Source organism: Streptomyces sp. NBC_01006 (assembly GCF_045162725.1).
Lineage (GTDB): Bacteria > Actinomycetota > Actinomycetes > Streptomycetales > Streptomycetaceae > Streptomyces.
Window position 1 is genome coordinate 7627591 of record NZ_CP108700.1, and the last position, 16875, is coordinate 7644465.

The window sequence follows — 16875 nt, forward strand, 5'->3', positions numbered from 1 at the left end:
TGCCCCGGCTCCCCGGCCGTGTCCCGGCCGGGCGTCGCTCAGGCGGACGTCGACCAGCGCATGTCGAGTGCGTCGAGGGCGGCGATCCGCTCCGGGGGCAGGGCCGATGCGCGCGAGCGCTGATTCGCGATCCAGACACCCAGGCGGACGTCCTGCGCGCCGACCCGTTCCACATGGGCGCGCGGGACCCGCAGGTGCTGCTCGCGGGCGTGGAATCGGCGGGCCGCGGCCAGGTGCTCCGCCCACTTCTCGGCCTGCGTGCGCCGCGGCCGCGGGCGCTCGGCCGCGCTCGCCTCCGTCACCCCGAGCGTGTGCTCCAGCAGCCAGCGCTGCGCCCAGGTCAGCTGCTCCCAGGCCAGCCGCTGACCGCGTACCCACCGGCCCAGGTCCTCGCCCTGGACGACCACCTCGCCGGGGGCGAGCGGCAGCCGGCCGCCCGCGTCGAGGTGGACGCGGGTCAGGTGGAAGGCGCGCTGCCAGGAGACGTCCCAGGCCGGGCACCACGAGGCGTCGATCTCCTCCAGGGCCTCCCGGCGCTCTTCCGACAGGGCGCCCGGGCCCTCGCGGCGGGCGGCGGCCCGCTGGTTCTTGACCCACACCCCGACCGGCGCGCCGCGCCAGGTGGCCTCCGCCGGCGGCAGCAGGTGGCCGTGTTCCGCCGCCCAGCCGCGGGCCGCCGCGAGCCCCTCCTCGTACGCCACGTCGAAGTGGCTCCACACCATGCCGAGTTCGTCGAGCTCCGCGACCCGCTCCCGGCCGAGGGCGCCCCGGCGGTGGGTGCGCCGCACGTCCGCGATCCACTGGCCGAGCGGGAACCGGGCCAGCCCGGGCGGCCAGGCCTCGGCGGGGGCCTGCGTACCGGCCTCCGTACCGGCCTCCGTACCGGCCTCCGCACCCGGCACGACGGGCGGCCCGGCCGGCACCTTGAACGCGAACGGCACCCGCAGATCCCCGACCCCGGCCGCGTAGATCCGGGCGGCCTCCACCCCGCGCCGCCAGTGCTCGCGCTCCGGATGCAGCACCCGCAGCCGGATGAACGCCGCCAGCAGCGCCGGATCCCGCGGCGTGGAGAAGCTCAGCAGGGCCCGCGCCCCGGCCCGCATCCCGGCTCCGGCTCCGGTCACGGCCTCGGACCCCGCCCGAGGCCGGCTCGGCGCCTGCGGCTGAGCCAGCGATTCGACCAGCCGGGTGTCGTGCGCCCGCAGCGCCTCCAGCAGCCGCGCGAGGTCCCCGTACGCCCGCGAGGTCAGCATCGACTCGGCGCTCTCGTCCGGCCCCAGCAGTACGGGCACCACCAGCGAGGCGACCTTGCCCTCGCCGGGGTGGATGCGCAGCGCCCGCCCGACGGCCTGGACCAGATCCGGCATGGACCCCCGTACGTCCGCCCAGAAGACGGAATCGCACTCCTTGGTGTCCACGCCCTCGCCCAGCACCCGGACACTTCCGAGGAAGGCCTTGTCCGCGCCCCCGTCCGCCGCGAACTCCGCCAGCACCCGCCGCCGGTGCGCCGCCGTGTGCTGCCCGCACAGCCAGTCCGCCCAGACCGTACGGGGGTACGCCGGCTTCGGCGCGTCGGCGGTGGCCCGCAGCCGCCGCGCCGAAGCCGGCAGCCCGGCGGCGAACGCCTCCGCCTCCCGGGTCAGGTGATGGAAGACGAGGGTCCGCCGGAACCCCTGGTCGGCGGCGGCCTTCACCAGCGCCGCCTGCAGGGCCGCCAGCCGCGACCCGCGCACGGCGTCGGAGCGCCCGTCCGCGCCCAGCAGCACGGCCGCCTGGAACCCCGGATCGCTGACGTCCACGCACACCACCCGGTACGGGGCGCAGATGCCGCGGTCGATGGCCTCCGCGAGGGTCAGGGTGTGGCAGCGCGCGCCGAAGGGGCCGTCGGGGTCGTCCTCCATGGACGCGACGAGCTCGCCCCGCCCGCGGCCGCTCTCCTCGTCCTCCTCCGCGCCGTCCGCCCAGACCCGGGGCGTGGCCGTCATGTACAGCCGCCGGACGGAGGGGATCCGGGTGTTGTCGTGCACCACGGCCCACGGTTTCCCGATCCGGCCGGACGTACGGTGCGCCTCGTCGACCACGATCAGGTCCCAGCCCGGCAGCCCGGCGAGGTGGGCCTGTTCGATCGTGCCGAGGCCCAGCGAGGCGTACGTGGCGTACACCGTCACCCGGTCCGCCGACGGGCCCGCCCGGCGGGCCAGTTCGGCCGGATCGGTCGTGGCCGGCATGCCCGCGTCCGCGGGGCGCAGGGAGCACACCGCGAGGGCGCGCCCGGTCCGGCCGCCCTCCCGCCAGGCCGCCGCCGTCTGTACGAGCAGGTCCAGCGAGGGCACGAGCACCAGCACCCGCCCGGCCCGCAGCTCCTCGGCCGAGCGCACGGCGACCAGGGACTTGCCGGAGCCGGTGGCCATGATCACCTGGGTCCGCAGCCCGCCCCCGGGCACCCGTCCGCCGGCGGGCAGTTCGAGGGCCCGGAGCACCGCGTCGACGGCCTCCCGCTGGTGCGGACGGAGCTCTTTCCTCGCCATGCGCCCTGCTCCGTCCGCCCGCTCGCCTCGGCTCCGACCAGCCCTTTCGGCTCCAGACTCCATCCTGCACGAAATGTGAAGCGTGCGGGTCCGCGCCGCGAGCGGAGCGCCCGGATCACATCTTGGCGCCGAAGTTCTGCGTCCACCAGGGGCCGCCGGGGCCCGAGTGGATGCCGACGCCTATGTCCTTGAAGGAGCAGTTGAGGATGTTGGCGCGGTGGCCCGGGCTCTTCATCCACGAGTCCATGACCGAGGCCGCGGTCTGCTGGCCCCGCGCGATGTTCTCGCCGTACGTCGACCAGCGGTACCCGGAGGCCGTCGTCCGCTTCCCCGGGTCGGCGCCGTCGGGGTTGGTGTGATCGAAGAAGTCGCGGGCCGCCATGTCGTCGGAGTGCCCCTGTGCGGCGGACCGCAGCTGCGGGTCCTCCTTCAGGGGGCCGCAGCCGGCCGCCGCGCGCTCGGAGTTGACCAGCGCGATGACCTGTCCGGCGACGCCCGCCGGGGCGGGGCCCGGAGCGGGCGCCGACGGACGCGGAGCCGGCGCCTTGGACTTGGTCGGCGTGGGGCTCGGCGTCGGGCTCTCGGCGGACGGGCTCGGCGAGGCGGAGGCCGAGGGGGACGGGGAGGCCGACGCGGAGGGCGAGGCCGAGTCCGAGGGGGACGCGGAGCCGGGGTCGGGGGCCGCCAGCGCCGACAGCGGGGCGGCGGGCGCGGCGCCGGTGTCCTTGTCGTCCGAGCCGGGGAACCCGCCGAGGTACGCGAGCCCGCCGCCCGCGACGCACGCGGCGAGCACCGCACCGCCGACCGCGCGGCGGCGGCTCTGGCGGCGCTTGCGCAGGACGCTGCGGCCGCCGCCGGGGGTGGCGTCGGGTACGCCGCCCTGGGCGGAGACCGTGGGGGTGAGCTGCGTCGCGGCGTCGGAGGCGTCGAAGCCCGCTTCGCCGAAGCCCGTGCCGCCATTCGGGGAGTAGGCCTGGGCGCCCGAGCCCGCGCCGCCGTCGTACGCGTACGCCGCGTCGGCCGGGGCGAAGCCCGTGCCCGCCGGGACGTAGCCGGCGGCCGCGGCCGACCGTATGCCCGCCAGCAGCGCCATCGAGACAGGGACCAGGGCCAGGCCCGCCAGCAGCCCCTCCGCCGGGAGCAGTCCGCTCCACAGCCCTGCGCACCGTACGCACTCACGCGCGTGCCGGGCTATTCGCTTGCGCCACAGCGTCGACGGCGCCCCGTTCCAGGTGCCCGTGAGCCCGCGCAGACCCTCGCACGGCGGCTGCGTGCCCAGCGCCCGCTCCACCACCCGGGCCGACTCCAGCTGCGCCTTCATCCGCTGCACCCGCACCGCCGTGTGCTGCGGGGACAGTTCGAGGGCCGCGGCGACCTCGGCACGGGTCAGCTCGCCGGCGCACTCCAGCCACCACAGCGACAGCAGCGCCCGGTCGTCGGTCTCCAGCCAGCGGGTGGCGCGGGCCGTCTCCCGCTGCTGGCCTTCGAGCTGGAGCCGCAGGACGGTCAGGTCGACGAAGTCGGCGCCCGGATCGGCCAGTTCCCAGGCGGCTTCGAGTCCACTCTCGCCGGGGGCGCTGTGCCGCGCCTGCCAGTGCGCCCGCACCCGGTTCATGGCGATCGCGACCAGCCAGGAGCGGAAACTGTCGTCCGACCGCAGGGTGCCGAGTCCGTCGAGCGCCCGCAGCATGGTGTCCTGCACCACGTCGTCCACGTCGACGGAGCCGTTCAGGGCGCGCCCGACGATGTTGTAGACGAGCGGCAGATAGGTGCCGACCAGCTCGTCCTGCGCGCGGGGATCGCCCGCGCGGGCGGCTGCCACCAGCTCTGCCGTGTGCTGTGTAGTCATGTGAGGTTCCCTGTCCGTACCGGCGGTCGATGATGCCCGATACCTGGGAGACCGTCGAGGGCGGCCCGGATAACGGTTATCCGGAAGAAGAACCTGAAGAAGTTTTTCTGCGCGGTTCACAGCAGCGGGGCGAGCGCCTCCGCGGCCGCGCGCAGGGCCGGTGCGTACGCCTCGATCTCCTCGCGGGAGACGAGGAAGGTCACCGTGGTGACGCTGACCCCGCCGATCGGGCGGCCCCCGGGGCCCAGGATCGCGGCGCCGATGCACCGGATGGTCGGCTCGTTCTCCTCGTCGTCCACGGCGAAGCCCCGGGCCCGGACCGCCTCCAGCTCCGCCAGCAGGGCCTTCGGACCGGTCAGCGTCCTCGGTGTGCGGCGCGGCAGTCCCGCGCTCGCGATCAGCGCCCGTACCTCCTCCTCGGGCAGGTGCGCCAGGATGCTCTTGCCGATCGCGGTGCTGTGCAGCGGCATCCGCATCCCGACCCGGGAGGCCGTCTGGAACGGCTGGTCGCTCTCCAGCTTCCGGATGTAGGTGAGCGTCTCCCCGCTGTGCAGGGCCAGGTGGACCGTCTGGCCGACCGCCTCGCGCAGCTCGCCGAGGATCCGTCCGATGCTGTGCGGCTCGCCACCGCTGACCAGGGCGGACAGCCCGCGCAGCCGGGGGCCCACCCCGTACCGCGAACCGCTTTCCGGACGTACGAAGCCCTGCTCGGTCAGCGAGGCGAGGATCCGGAAGGCGCTCGACTTGGGCACGGCGGCCGCGGCCACCACATCGGTGAGCCGGTGCGGTCCGCCCGGCGCGGCCACGGCCTCCAGGATCCGCATCGACTTCTCCAGCGCCGTGCCGGCGGCCGAGGTCCGGCCGCCGCGCGCGGGGCCTTCGGCCGCGTCCTTCGTGGGCCCGTCGTCGGGCATGCGCTCTCCCGGTGCAGGGCGGGTGGGGGTAGGGTCTGCGGGAAGTGGTTCCGCTACACGGTACTGCGTTCCACTACGTGGAACAAGTGGCGGGCGGGACAGCGGATGAGATGGAGAGGGAGGGGTCCTTTGTCCTGCCACCCGTACGACGCGATGGCCGCCCAGCGCCTGCTGCCGGTCCTGCGCAACGCCGACGCGGACGAGGCCGTCCGCCGGACCGCCGCCATGCTGGCCGCCGGCTGCCGCGTGGTCGAGCTGACCACCTCCACCCCCGGCTGGGCCGAGGCCGTCGCCCGGACCGCCCCGCTCGCCGACGCGCACGACCGGCCCGCCCTGATCGGAGTCGGCACCGTCACCACCGCCGACCAGGCCGAGACCGCCCTCGACGCGGGCGCGGCCTTCCTGATCTCCCCCTACCCGGCTCCCGAGGTCCGGGCGGTCGCCGCCCGGCGCGGGGCGGTCTTCGTCGAGGGCGGCTTCACCCCGGGCGAGATCGCCTCCGCCGTCCGGTCGGCGGGCGCCGCCAAGGTGTTCCCGGCGCACGTCGGCGGCCCGCAGTTCATCCGCTCCCTCAAGGCGGTCCTGCCCGGGGCGCTGTTCATACCGACCGGCGGCATCCGGCCCGCCGAGATCCGGGAGTGGCTCGCCGCCGGGGCGGCCGCCGTGGGCATCGGCAGCGGCCTGCCCGACGATCCGGGCGAACTGGCCGCCGTCTTCGCGGCTCTGGCCCGGCCGTGCTGCACCGGCTGCGCGGCGGGGCGCTGAGGATGGCGCCCGCGCCCCGGACCGGCCCTCACGCCGGCCACGACACCGGCTACGACGTCCTCGTCCTCGGTGAGGTCCTCGTCGAGATCCACGCCGACACCGCCCTGCGGGAAGCCGCCGACGGCACCCCGGCCCGTATCTCCTACTCCGGCGACGCCCTCAACGCGGCGGCCGCCGCTGCGGCCGCCGGGGCCAGGACCGCCCTCCTCACCGTCGTCGGCGAGGACGAGCTCAGCGTCCCGCTCCTGCACCGCGCGGCCGCGCTCGGCGTGGACGTCTCCCACGTGCGCCGCGCCCCGCGCCCCAACGGCGCCTATCTGCTCGCCTCCGACACCGAGGGCGACCGGGCCTTCGTCTACTGGCGCACCCACAGCGCGGGTTCCACCCTCTCCACCCGGCACATCGAGTCCTGGCGGGACCTGCTGACCGGCACGAAGGCGCTCGTCACCAGCGGGATCACGGGCGCGCTGTCCCCGAGCAGCCGCGAGGCGGTGGTGGCCGCCGCCCAGACCGTGCGCGACGCCGGCGGGCACGTCTCGTACGATCCCAACTTCCGCCCCCGCCTGACCGGTCGGGCCGAGGCCCGCGAACTGCTGGCCCGGATCGCCCCGCTGACCGGGCTGCTCAAGTCCTCCTGCCCGGCCGACGCCGAGGCCCTGGTCGCCGCCACCGATCCGTGCGCCGCCGCCGCCCGCTACCGGGCCCTGGGCGCCCGTACGGTCGTGGTCACCGCGGGCGCCGGCCGGCTGCTGCTCGACGACGGCACGCGGGCCGAGTACCACCCCGTACCGGTCAACCCCGATCCGGTCGACGCGACCGGCGCCGGGGACTGCTTCACCGGCACCACCACCGCCCGGCTCGCCCTGGGCGACAGCCTCGCCGACGCCGTCGCGTACGGCATGGCGGCGGCCTCCCTCTCGGTCTCCGGCCGCGGCGGCACGGGCCGCGTCCCGGCGTTCCCCGAAACGGCGGCCGTGGCCGCCGCCCACCGCGGGCGCGGCCGCAGCTAGGCCGAGAGCAGCGCGATCTCCTCCGGGGACAGCCGCAGCGCCCCGGTGGCGATGTTCTCGACGAGGTGGTCGGGGTTTCCGGTACCCGGGATCGCCAGTACGTGCGGGCCGCGGTTCAGGGTCCAGGCGAGCCGCACCTGCGCCGCCGACACGCCATGGGCCTCGGCGACGGCCCGTACCGGCTCGGCCTCCTCGGTGACCACCCCGGCCTCCTTGCCCGCGCCGGCGATCGCGAAGAACGGCACGAAGGCGATGCCCTGCTGCCCGCACGCGTCGAGGAAGGCGTGGTCCTCGGCCGGGGAGCCGATCCCGTACGGGTTCTGTACGCAGACGACGGGAGCGATGGCCCGGGCCTCGGCCAGGTGGTCGGGCCGTACGTTGGACACGCCGAGGTGGCGGATGAGCCCGGCCGTGCGCAGCTCGGCGAGCGCGCCGAAGTGCTCGGCGATCGATCCCGTGGTCTCCCGGCGCGGGACCCGCAGGTTGACCACGTCCAGGTGGTCCCGGCCCAGCTGGCGCAGGTTCTCCTCGACCTGCCCGCGCAGCTGCTCGGGCGTGGCCCACCACCACTCCCCGCCGTAGTCGCGGCCCGGTCCGACCTTGGTGGTGATGACGAGGTCGTCGGCGTACGGGGCCAGGGCCCTGTTGATCAGCTCGTTGGCGGAGCGGGTGGGCGAGAAGTAGAAGGAGGCGGTGTCGATGTGGTTCACGCCGAGCTCGACGGCCCTCCGCAGTACGGAGACCACGCGCTCGCGGTCGGTGGGGGAGCCGTCGGCGAGGTGCGTCAGACGCATGGCGCCGAAGCCGATCCGGCGGACGGCGAGGTCGCCGAGCCGCCAGGTGCCGGATCCTGCCGCGGTGATCGTTTCGGAGGTCATGGCGCGAGGGTAACCGGCTCGGCGACCCAGCCCGCGGCGAGCACCAGGCGGGAGGTGCGGTGGACGGCGAGGAAGCCGAAGGGCCGGTGGAAGGCGACCTCGGCCTGGCGGACCCGGTACCGGTAGCGGGGGAGGGCGCAGCCCGCGGCCGAAGCGACGGCGGTCACGGCCGCGGCTTCGAAGCCTTCGGCGTGGAAGCGGGCCATCGCCGACTGCCGGGCCGACTTGACGGCCAGTGGGTCGGCGCTGATCCCGGGGAAGTGCCCGGAGCCGGTGTCCGTAGCGGTGTGCAGGCCGAAGAGCCGGGCATGGTCGAGGAGATCGTGATCCGCGCTGACATCGAAAGCCACCGCCTTGACCCACAGGCGGGGTGCACGATCCGCCGAACGGACCGTCCCGATGTGCAGCCCCGGCCCCGGATTTCCCTCGGGAAGCAGGCTCGCGCCCGTCGACGGCACGGTCCGGGTGACGACGGAGGTGCCGGCCGCGAGGACCTCCCACGGTCGGGCGGCGCTCTCGCCCAGCACCAGATGGACGTCCACCCCGCCGTCGCCGACCACTTCGAGCACAGTCACCGGGCCGGTCGGCGTGTGTGCCACCCGGGCGCGGTCCAGGAGGGAGGTACCGCGGTACAGCGCGAGCGCCGACCGCCCGGCCCACGGGCCCTCGGACAGATCGATGGATCCGGTTCGGAAGGGCCGGATCCACTTGAGCCGCAGCGCGAGCGCCGAGGCGAGGACCAGCATGGTGTCCCTGTCGACGGGTACGGGCATCCGCTCGATCAGCCCGCCGGTCCGGTCCGCCGCCCACGCGTCGAGGGCCTCGCGGTCGGTGTCCTCGTCGCCGGTCAGGGTGGCGCGGGCGCCGTCCGGCAGGCCGGCCAGCCAGGGTTCGTGCAGGGGGAGGTCCGCCCTGGTCCACAGTCCGGTGGCCGCCTGGAGGCCTCGTACGCCGGTCAGGGCGGTCAGCAGCTTCCGGGCGGCGTGGGCCGCGGACCCGGCGGGTATGCCGAGGGCTTCGGCGAGCTCGGCGCGGGCCGGGCCGCCCGCGCCGTCGGCGAGGAAGGCCAGCAGGGGCCAGATCCCGGCCGCCGTGAGGACGGTGCCCTTCTCGCCCGTCACCGCCTGCCGGGCCCAGCGTGCGGTGAGTTGGTTGACGGCCCGTACGGTCGTGATCTCCATGGCGGGGAGCGTACGTGGTGGGACGCCGCCGGGCCGGGTCGATTTCCGCGGCCCGGCGGCGCCGGTCTCTCGGCCGGTCTTGCTTCCGGTTTCGCTGCCGGTTTCGCTACCGGCCGGCCGGCCGGTAGCCCGGTCAGCGGCCGTGCAGGCCCCGGTCGACGGCCGTCATCAGCTCGCCGTCGGCGGTGTCCGCGTCCAGGGACCAGAACATCGCGCCGCCCAGGCCGTTCTCGCGGATGTACTCCGTCTTGGTCCGCAGCACCTGCGGGTCGTCGTACGTCCACAGAGTGCTGCCGTCGAACAGCCAGGCGTGGCCGCCCCGGCGGTCGCGGTAGACCCTGTACGTGCCCGAATCGGCGAGCTTCTTCAGCGCCTTGTAGTCCTCGTACCCAGCCCCCCAGGTCGCCGGCGCCGGGCCCGTCGCCGGCTGTCCCATGCCGTCCCCGCCGCCGCTGACGCCGGTCCAGCCCTGCCCGTAGAACGGCATGCCCATCACCAGCTTCTGCGCCGGCGCCCCTCGGTGGCGCCAGGCCTCCACCGTGCCGGCCGCGCTGAAGTCGCCGCGGGCGTGGAGCGCGGACTGCTGGGCGGTGGTCGGCTCGCCGGAGACGTGGAAGTCGTAGCCCTGGAGGGTCACGAAGTCGAGGTCGCGCATGATGCGGCGGACGTCGAAGCCCGCGTCGATCTTGGCGGGGGCTGTCGGGACGAATGCCGTCAGCTCGTACTTCTCCTTCCGCTTCTGGCCGCGCGCGTACGCGTCGAGCTGTGTGCGGAACTCCTTCACCAGCGCCGCGAAGTTCTGCTTGTCCTCCGGGCGGTACGTGGTGTCCGTGTCACCCGCCGATCCGGGCCACTCCCAGTCGAGGTCGATCCCGTCGAAGAGGCCGGCCGCCGCGCCCGCGCCACCGCGGGCGCCGTCCTGCGGCAGGTTGCCCTTGATGTAGAGGTCGATGCAGGACTGGACGAGGGCCTTGCGGGAGGCGGGTGTGAGCGCGGCGTCCGAGAAGTGCGTGGACCAGCTCCAACCACCCAGCGAGAGGAGGACCTTGAGGCCCGGGTGCTTGGCCTTGAGCTCCCGCAGCTGGTTGAAGTTCCCGGCGAGCGGCTGCTCGGCGCTGTCGGCGACCCCGTCGACGGAGTTCGCGGCGTCGAGCGGGCGCACGTAGTCGGCCCAGGCGTCCGCCTCACCCGGCACGTTGCCGGTGAAGCACTTGCCCTCGGCGCTGATGTTGCCGAAGGCGTAGTTGATGTGGGTGAGCTTGCCGGCCGTGCCGCTCGTCTCCAGGTCCTGTACCTGGAAGTCCCGTCCGTAGACGCCCCATTAGGTGAAGTACCCGACCCGCTTGTACGAGCGGTCGTGCCCGGTGTCGGCCTGCGCGGCGGCGGCGGGTGCGAGGGCGGTGAGCAGGGAGAGGGAACAGGCGGCGACGGCCAGCCTGCCGGGCATGCTGCGGCGCATGGGCTTCCTTTGCGGAGGCGGGAGCGGTGCGGGATGCGTGCGCGGTGCATGCCGGAAACTATTGGTCTGGACCAGCCGGGTCAAGGGGGTGTACGAAATCGGGCGGCGGCGGCCGCGCCGGCTGCGCCGGCCTCGTAGCCTGGGCTCCGCCCACGGAAGGAGGCTCCCGCCCATGCCGAACCGGTCAGTGTCCCCGCCGCTGATCCTCGATTCCGGCGATCCGCTCGCCGTCGCCGTCACGGCCGCGATCGAGGGCGGCGACGTATCCGAGCTGCGGCGGCTGCTGGACGCGCACCCCGGACTCGCGGCCGGCCGCATCGTCAAGCGGTGTGCGGGCGCCGGCGAGCGCAGCCTGCTGCACATCGCCACGGACTGGCCCGGCCACCGGCCGGACACCGCGCTGGTGATCCGCACCTTGGTCGCCGCCGGGGCCGACCCGATGGCCCGGTTCGTCGGGGCGCACGCCGAGACCCCGCTGCACTGGGCCGCCGGCAACGACGACGTGCAGGCCCTCGACGCCCTCGTCGAGGCCGGAGCCGACATCGCGGCGCCGGGCGCGGTCATCGGCGGCGGCACCCCGCTCACCGACGCGTGCGCCTTCGGCCAGTGGCGGGCCGCCCGTCGGCTCCTCGAACTCGGCGCCCGCCCCGACCTCCACGAGGCCGCAGCCCTCGGAGACTGCTCGACCGTGTCACGGAGTTCCTCGCCGCAGGCTCCCCGACCGCCGGACGAACTCACCGGCGCCTTCTGGTCCGCCTGCCACGGAGGTCAACTGTCCGCCGCCCAGTACCTCCTGTCCGATCGTGTGGACGTCGACTGGATCGGATACGGCGACACGACCCCCCTGGATGCCGCCCTGACCAGCGGAAACGATGCCCTGATCGACTGGCTCCGGACCGTCGGCGCCCACAAACGGGCCGAACTTCCACCCGCCTGACCCACTAATTCATTTGGATCTCCGCGGCGCTCCATGTCAGAGTTTCCCTCACCGAAGGGGTGTAGCTCAGCTGGTCAGAGCGCTGGTCTCCAAAACCAGATGCCGCAGGTTCGAATCCTGCCGCCCCTGCAAGAAGTACGCGGCGTCGGGCCCGTCCCCTCCACGGGGGCGGGCCCGACGGCGTTTCGCGGCCGTCTGGCAGACTGGGGCGAACCACCCAAGGCGGTGCAGGACAGGAAACCGGTGCGAATCCGGTGCGGTCCCGCCACTGTGACCGGGCCCCGTGCGGGGCCCGGGAGTCAGACACTGACGCATCGCCTCTTCACGTCGACCAGGGGACGAGGATCCCCCGGAGAGGCTTCGCCATGCCGCGTCCCCGCGCCGTTCTGCGCGCCCTTGTCCCGATCGCGCTCCTGATACCCCTGGCCGCCTGCGGCGGTCCGCCCACGGCGGGAGGCGGGGCCGCGGACGCGGACGCCGCGCCGGGGTTCCCGTACACCGTCACCAACTGCGGTGTCAGCAGCACCTACCAGGCCCCGCCGCAGCGGGCCGTCACCATGAACCAGCACGCCACCGAGATCCTGCTCGCCCTCGGCCTCCAGGACCGGATGGCCGCTACGGCCTACCTCGACGACTCCGTACTGCCCGCCTACCGGCCCGCCTACGACAAGATCAAGGTGCTGGCCAAGGAGTACCCCTCGAAGGAGGTCCTCCTCGGTGCCGCCCCGGACTTCGTCTACGGCGGCTATGCGAGCGCCTTCGACAAGGCGCAGGGACGCGACCGCGAGGGGCTCGCCAAGGCCGGCATCAACTCCCGGCTCAGCGTGGAGTACTGCAGCACCGGCGCGGTCGGCCTCGAACAGCTGAAGACCGAGATCACCGAGGTCGCGCGCACTTTCGGAGTGCCCGAGCGCGGCGCGCACCTCATCGAGGACGAACAGCGCCGCATCGACGCCGTCACCGCCCGGGTCAAGGAGAAGGCCAAGCCGACCGTCTTCGTCTACGACTCCGGCGAGGGCCCCGCCTTCACCTCCGGAGGAGGCGGCATCGGCAACGAGATCGTCTCGCTGGCGGGCGGGACGAACACCTTCGCCGACCTCAAGGACACCTTCGGTGACGTGTCGTGGGAGAAGGTCATCGAGCGGCGGCCCGAGGTCGTCCTCATCTACGACTACGGCGGGACCACCGTCGAAGCCAAGAAGCAGCGCCTGTTGAACGACCTGGCGCTGGCGGAGGTTCCCGCCGTCAAGAACAAGCGGTTCGTGGTGCTGCCCCTGTCCTCGGCCGTCCTCGGCGTGCGCGTCGCCGACGCCGTCGAGTCCCTGGGCCGCCAGCTCCACCCCGACGCCGCGTGAGCCGCCCCCGTACGCCGGTCGTCCTGGCCGTCCTCGCCGCGGCGCTCCTCGCGTCCGCCGTCGCGGGCCTGGCCCTGGGGCCGGTACGGATCGCCCCCGGCCAGGTCCTCGACATCGTGCTCGGCGGTCCCGGACAGCGCACCGGGGCGTTCGCCTCCATCGTGTGGGACGTGCGGATGCCGCGGGTGCTGCTCGGGGCGGTCGTCGGAGCCGGGCTCGCCGTGGCCGGGACCGTCCTGCAGGCCCTCGTACGCAATCAGCTCGCCGACCCGTTCCTGCTGGGGGCCTCCTCCGGGGCTTCGCTGGGCGCCGTCCTCGTCATCGTCTTCGGCGCGGGAGCGGCGGGAACGGTGGGAGCCCTCGGCGGGATCGGCGCCCTGGGCGTGCCGGCCGCCGCGTTCGCAGGATCGATGGGGGCGCTCGTCGCCGTCTACGCCATGGCCCGGCGCGGCGCCACCATGACCACCGGGCGGCTGATCCTCGCCGGGGTCGCCGTCCAGTACATCCTGTCCGCGCTCACCAGCCTGGTGCTGGTGCTCGCCGCGCACCCCGACCAGATCCGCTCCGTCCTGTTCTGGACCCTGGGCGGCCTGGGCGGGGCCCGCTGGGACGAACTGGCCCTGCCCGCCGCCGCACTGCTCGTCGGCACCGCCCTGCTCACCGCGCTCGCCAGGCCGCTCGACCTGCTCCTCGCGGGGGAGGAGGGGGCCCGGACCCTAGGCCTGGACACCGGGCGCTTCCGCGCGGCCGTCTTCGTCCTCACCTCCCTCGTGATCGGCGTGCTGGTCGCCTACAGCGGCGCCATCGGGTTCGTCGGGCTGATGGTTCCGCACGCCGCCCGGATGGTCGTCGGCGCCGGGCACCGGGCGCTGCTGCCGGTGGCCGCACTGGGCGGGGCCGTGTTCCTGACCCTGGCCGACCTGGTCGCCCGTACGGCCGCGGCGCCCGAGGAGATACCGGTCGGCGTGGTCACCGCGCTCGCCGGCGGACCGTTCTTCCTGTGGATGCTGCGCCGCTCGACGCGGGTCGAGGGGGTGGCGGGATGAGCGGGCAGCAGCCGGTGGAACTCGCCGTCGAGGCCGTGCGTTACGAGACCGACGGGCACACGCTGCTCCACGGAGTCGACCTCACCGCCCGGCCCGGCGAGACGGTCGGCGTGGTCGGCCCCAACGGCAGCGGCAAGACCACGCTGCTGCGCTGCGTCTACGGCACCCTGCGGCCCACCGCCGGCCGGGTGCTGCTGGACGGCGCGGACGCGGCGCCGCTGGGGGCCAAGGACCGGGCCCGGCGGGTGGCGGTCGTCCCGCAGGACGCGGCGGGGACCTTCGGGCTGACCGTCCGCGAGGTGGTCGCGATGGGGCGCAGCCCGCACAAGCGGTTCTGGGAGCAGGACGGCCCGGACGACGTCCGGCGCGTTGCCCAGGCACTGGAGACCGTCGGCGCGGGCAGCCTCGCGGACCGGCGGTACGACGGGCTCTCCGGCGGCGAACGGCAGCGCGCCCTGGTGGCCCGCGCCCTCGTCCAGGAGCCCGGCCTGCTCGCCCTGGACGAGCCGACGAACCACCTGGACATCCGCTACCAGCTGGAGATCCTCGCCCTGGTCCGCGCCCTGCCGGCCACCGCGCTGCTCGTGCTGCACGACCTCAACCTGGCGGCCTCGTACTGCGACCGCCTGTATGTGCTGGCGGGCGGCCGGGTGGCGGCCTCGGGGACACCTTCGCAGGTGCTGACCGAGGACCTGCTGGCCGAGGTGTACGGGGTCCGCACCCGCATCACCACCCACCCGGTCACCGCCGCCCCGAACATCGTCTACCTCCCGCTCGCCGGGGAGGGAGCGGGAGGCTGACGCATCGGTCGGGTCGGCTAGCCGGCCGTGGGCTCCTGGTATCCGTACGGGCGGGTGATGATCTCCATGCCGTGGCCCGACGGGTCCAGGAAGTAGACGCCGCGGCCGCCGTCGTTGTGGTTGATCTCGCCGGACCGCTTCATGTGGGGGTCGGCGAAGTACGGGATCCCGCCCGCCCGGATCTTCCCGAACGACACGTCGAATTCCTCCTCCGAGACGAGGAAGGCGTAGTGCTGGATGGTGAGGGAGCCGGCGGGTACGGTCGCGAAGTCGAGGGTGACGCCGTTGGCGGTCTCGACGGGGACGAACGGCCCCCACTCGGTCCCGACCTCAAGGCCGAGGACGTCCGCCAGGAATTCGGCGGCCTCCCGGTTGTTCCGGGACTGGACGATCGTGTGGTTCAGCTGTACTGACATGAGTGAATGCCTCCGCAAGGCACATCACGGCACCTCCATGCCTCACCCGGTCGGTGACCGACACGCGATGCCGTGATCACGATCCTAGGTGGTGCCCCCGTACACCGCCTTCACATTGTCCTGCGCGGGGTGCGCGCGGCCCGCCGGGCCGGCCGCGAAGGTCCGCAGCAGGTTCTCCGTCACGCGGGTGGTCAGCGCGCCCGCCTTCGCGTCGAGGCCGTGGTTGGCGCCGCTGTGGCCGTCGCCCGTCGCGTCCAGGGCCTCCACCCACCGCATGGTCCCGGTCGCGAACACGCCCGCGCCGCTCGGCGTCGTGTAGTACGCCGTGTCCTGGTGGCTGGGCCGGCCCTCGCACACCACGGGGGAGTGGGCCAGTATCTCGATCGGCCGGGGCGTCGGGAACCCGGTGTCGACCTTGTCGTACTCCACCCCCACCAGGTGGGGGAACCGGTCGCCGGCCTGCACGCCGGTGCCCTCGAACAGCCAGTGGCCGGGGTGGGTCACCACGTAGGGGGCGTCCACCGGGTAGCCGTCGTAGATCACGCCGAGCAGCGAGCTCTCCGGATCGGCGCCGGGCGCCGAGCGGAAGTCGACGGTGGCCGGCCGGCCGCGCTTGAATCCGGGGTCCTGGTCGTAGGCGGACTTGTAGCAGACCACCGTACGGTCCGGACCGAGATCGGAGGGCTCCAGCCGGATCCGGCGGAAGCAGCAGTTCGCGCCGAGGACCGCGATGTTGGTCCCGGCGTCCCGGGCGGCGGTGAAGTGGGCCCGCTGCTCGGGCGACCAGTACTCGTCGTGGCCGAGGGAGAGGACCGCAGCGGCCCCTTCCAGCAGCCGCTTCTCCCGCGCCACGTCGGTGGTCGTCGCGTAGGCGAGAGGTATGCCGAGCCGCTCGGCGAGGGCGAGCAGCGGGGCCTCGTACACGAGGAACAGGCCGGCGCCGTCGTCGTACTCGTACGGACGGTCGAAGGTGACCGAGAGGGAGCGCGAGGCGTAGCCGCCGCTGGGGCCGTCGTAGCTGCCGTAGCCGCCCCACCGGTTGTACGCCTGCCAGGTCGCCACCGCGTTCACCACGACCGTACGGCCGGCGCTCCCCGCCGAGCGGACGGTGACCGGGACGAAGCGCTGGCCCTCGCCGCCCTGTGCGTCGAGCCGCAGCAGGTAGCACCCCTCCGGCCAGTCCTTGGTGTCGACGGTGGTCGTACGGGGCCACCGGGTACGGACCATCCGGGTCGCGGAATCCACCGTGTGTTCGGGCTGCCGGACGCCGGGCAGCGCCTCGGACCGCCACACCAGCCGGGCCCGGGCGCCGCCGTACCAGCCCATCCGGTAGGCGGAGACGGTGAACCGGGGCGCGGTGGTGGACACGTGCAGGCCGAAGGACTCGCCGGGCAGGACGCTGACCTTGTCGGCGAAGCCCTCGATGGCCCGGGCCGCCCCGGCTCTGGTCACACGCCAATCGGCGTGCCCCGGCTTGGCGTTCTCGGCCTTGACGTCGAAACCGGCCGGTCCGGCCTTCCCCGCTGCCCCGCTGGGCGCCGCCCCCTTGCCCTCGCTCTTCCCGGCTGCCCGTCCGGCCGCTCCGTTCGCGCAGCCGGCCACGGCCACGGCCCCGAGCCCGGCGGCGGTGGCCGCTCCCGTCGCGATCGCGAGGAACCGCCGCCTGCCCGCGCCGTCGCCGTCGCGGGCCCCGGCTATGTGCTCATGATCCATGAAGGGCACGCTATGTCACCCTCG

The 16875-nt window shown here is 74.3% G+C and carries 13 protein-coding genes, 1 tRNA gene, 1 pseudogene and 1 riboswitch; of the genes and pseudogenes, 7 read left to right on the forward strand and 8 right to left on the reverse strand.

All coding sequences use genetic code 11. The features are described from left to right. Positions 1-38 precede the first annotated feature (38 nt). The 3 genes from OG509_RS34820 to OG509_RS34830 form a co-directional block, all read right to left on the reverse strand. Complete coding sequence (locus tag OG509_RS34820; RefSeq protein ID WP_406186554.1) at positions 39-2528, reverse strand: Helicase associated domain protein; 2490 nt, start codon at positions 2526-2528, stop codon at positions 39-41. Between the two features lie 115 nt (positions 2529-2643). After that, the gene (locus OG509_RS34825; RefSeq protein WP_406186555.1) at positions 2644-4377 is read right to left on the reverse strand and encodes a sigma-70 family RNA polymerase sigma factor; all 1734 of its coding nucleotides are present in this window, start codon (positions 4375-4377) and stop codon (positions 2644-2646) included. 116 nt (positions 4378-4493) lie between these two features. Continuing rightward, on the reverse strand, positions 4494-5291 hold the full coding sequence (locus OG509_RS34830; RefSeq protein WP_406186556.1) for an IclR family transcriptional regulator: 798 nt from the start codon (positions 5289-5291) through the stop codon (positions 4494-4496). A gap of 129 nt (positions 5292-5420) precedes the next feature. On the opposite strand from OG509_RS34830, the gene OG509_RS34835 reads away from it, so the two are divergent. Both OG509_RS34835 and OG509_RS34840 read left to right on the forward strand, forming a co-directional pair. Beyond that, positions 5421-6056 carry a bifunctional 4-hydroxy-2-oxoglutarate aldolase/2-dehydro-3-deoxy-phosphogluconate aldolase gene (locus OG509_RS34835; protein WP_406186557.1) on the forward strand — a complete coding sequence of 212 codons (636 nt, stop codon included), beginning with the start codon at positions 5421-5423 and terminating at the stop codon, positions 6054-6056. Between the two features lie 2 nt (positions 6057-6058). Continuing rightward, entirely contained in the window at positions 6059-7066 is a 1008-nt protein-coding gene (locus OG509_RS34840; protein WP_406186558.1) for a PfkB family carbohydrate kinase, read from the forward strand. Here OG509_RS34840 and OG509_RS34845 read toward each other — a convergent pair. From OG509_RS34845 to OG509_RS34855, 3 genes and pseudogenes are all read right to left on the reverse strand, one after another. Next, positions 7063-7944, reverse strand: a complete 882-nt coding sequence (locus OG509_RS34845) for an aldo/keto reductase (protein WP_406186559.1) — start codon at positions 7942-7944, stop codon at positions 7063-7065. The two genes, OG509_RS34840 and OG509_RS34845, sit on opposite strands and share 4 nt — an antisense overlap. After that, a complete protein-coding gene (locus OG509_RS34850) occupies positions 7941-9125 on the reverse strand; it encodes a serpin family protein (RefSeq protein ID WP_406186560.1) in 1185 nt (394 codons plus the stop codon). The genes OG509_RS34845 and OG509_RS34850 overlap by 4 nt, the downstream gene beginning before the upstream one ends. A gap of 133 nt (positions 9126-9258) precedes the next feature. After that, a pseudogene (locus OG509_RS34855) lies at positions 9259-10584 on the reverse strand (glycoside hydrolase family 18 protein). 172 nt (positions 10585-10756) lie between these two features. Between OG509_RS34855 and OG509_RS34860 the strand changes: the two are divergent. The 5 genes from OG509_RS34860 to OG509_RS34880 all read left to right on the forward strand — a co-directional run bounded on the left by OG509_RS34860 (position 10757) and on the right by OG509_RS34880 (position 14722). Beyond that, on the forward strand, positions 10757-11521 hold the full coding sequence (locus tag OG509_RS34860) for an ankyrin repeat domain-containing protein (RefSeq protein WP_406186561.1): 765 nt from the start codon (positions 10757-10759) through the stop codon (positions 11519-11521). A gap of 55 nt (positions 11522-11576) precedes the next feature. After that, positions 11577-11650, forward strand: a tRNA-Trp gene (locus OG509_RS34865). A 103-nt stretch (positions 11651-11753) separates the two neighbouring features. Continuing rightward, a riboswitch (cobalamin riboswitch) is annotated at positions 11754-11830 on the forward strand. Positions 11831-11886: 56 nt separating this feature from the next. Then, a complete protein-coding gene (locus OG509_RS34870) occupies positions 11887-12876 on the forward strand; it encodes an ABC transporter substrate-binding protein (protein ID WP_406186562.1) in 990 nt (329 codons plus the stop codon). After that, positions 12873-13922, forward strand: a complete 1050-nt coding sequence (locus OG509_RS34875; RefSeq protein WP_406186563.1) for a FecCD family ABC transporter permease — start codon at positions 12873-12875, stop codon at positions 13920-13922. Before OG509_RS34870 ends, OG509_RS34875 begins: the two co-directional genes overlap by 4 nt. Beyond that, positions 13919-14722 (forward strand): ABC transporter ATP-binding protein, encoded by an 804-nt coding sequence (locus OG509_RS34880; protein WP_406186564.1) that lies wholly within the window; start codon positions 13919-13921, stop codon positions 14720-14722. The genes OG509_RS34875 and OG509_RS34880 overlap by 4 nt, the downstream gene beginning before the upstream one ends. 17 nt (positions 14723-14739) lie before the next feature. Here OG509_RS34880 and OG509_RS34885 read toward each other — a convergent pair whose 3' ends face one another. Continuing rightward, entirely contained in the window at positions 14740-15138 is a 399-nt protein-coding gene (locus OG509_RS34885) for a VOC family protein (protein ID WP_406186565.1), read from the reverse strand. Positions 15139-15222: 84 nt separating this feature from the next. Beyond that, positions 15223-16851: a N,N-dimethylformamidase beta subunit family domain-containing protein gene (locus OG509_RS34890; protein WP_406186566.1), complete on the reverse strand. Its 1629-nt coding sequence runs from the start codon at positions 16849-16851 to the stop codon at positions 15223-15225. Between the last annotated feature and the right edge of the window lie 24 nt (positions 16852-16875).

Coding starts and splice junctions, on each gene's coding strand:
- OG509_RS34820 (WP_406186554.1), bottom strand. CDS start 2,528: ATGGCGAGGAAAGAGCTCCGTCCGCACCAGCGGGAGGCCGTCGACGCG.
- OG509_RS34825 (WP_406186555.1), bottom strand. CDS start 4,377: ATGACTACACAGCACACGGCAGAGCTGGTGGCAGCCGCCCGCGCGGGC.
- OG509_RS34830 (WP_406186556.1), bottom strand. CDS start 5,291: ATGCCCGACGACGGGCCCACGAAGGACGCGGCCGAAGGCCCCGCGCGC.
- OG509_RS34840 (WP_406186558.1), top strand. CDS start 6,059: ATGGCGCCCGCGCCCCGGACCGGCCCTCACGCCGGCCACGACACCGGC.
- OG509_RS34845 (WP_406186559.1), bottom strand. CDS start 7,944: ATGACCTCCGAAACGATCACCGCGGCAGGATCCGGCACCTGGCGGCTC.
- OG509_RS34850 (WP_406186560.1), bottom strand. CDS start 9,125: ATGGAGATCACGACCGTACGGGCCGTCAACCAACTCACCGCACGCTGG.
- OG509_RS34860 (WP_406186561.1), top strand. CDS start 10,757: ATGCCGAACCGGTCAGTGTCCCCGCCGCTGATCCTCGATTCCGGCGAT.
- OG509_RS34870 (WP_406186562.1), top strand. CDS start 11,887: ATGCCGCGTCCCCGCGCCGTTCTGCGCGCCCTTGTCCCGATCGCGCTC.
- OG509_RS34880 (WP_406186564.1), top strand. CDS start 13,919: ATGAGCGGGCAGCAGCCGGTGGAACTCGCCGTCGAGGCCGTGCGTTAC.
- OG509_RS34885 (WP_406186565.1), bottom strand. CDS start 15,138: ATGTCAGTACAGCTGAACCACACGATCGTCCAGTCCCGGAACAACCGG.
- OG509_RS34890 (WP_406186566.1), bottom strand. CDS start 16,851: ATGGATCATGAGCACATAGCCGGGGCCCGCGACGGCGACGGCGCGGGC.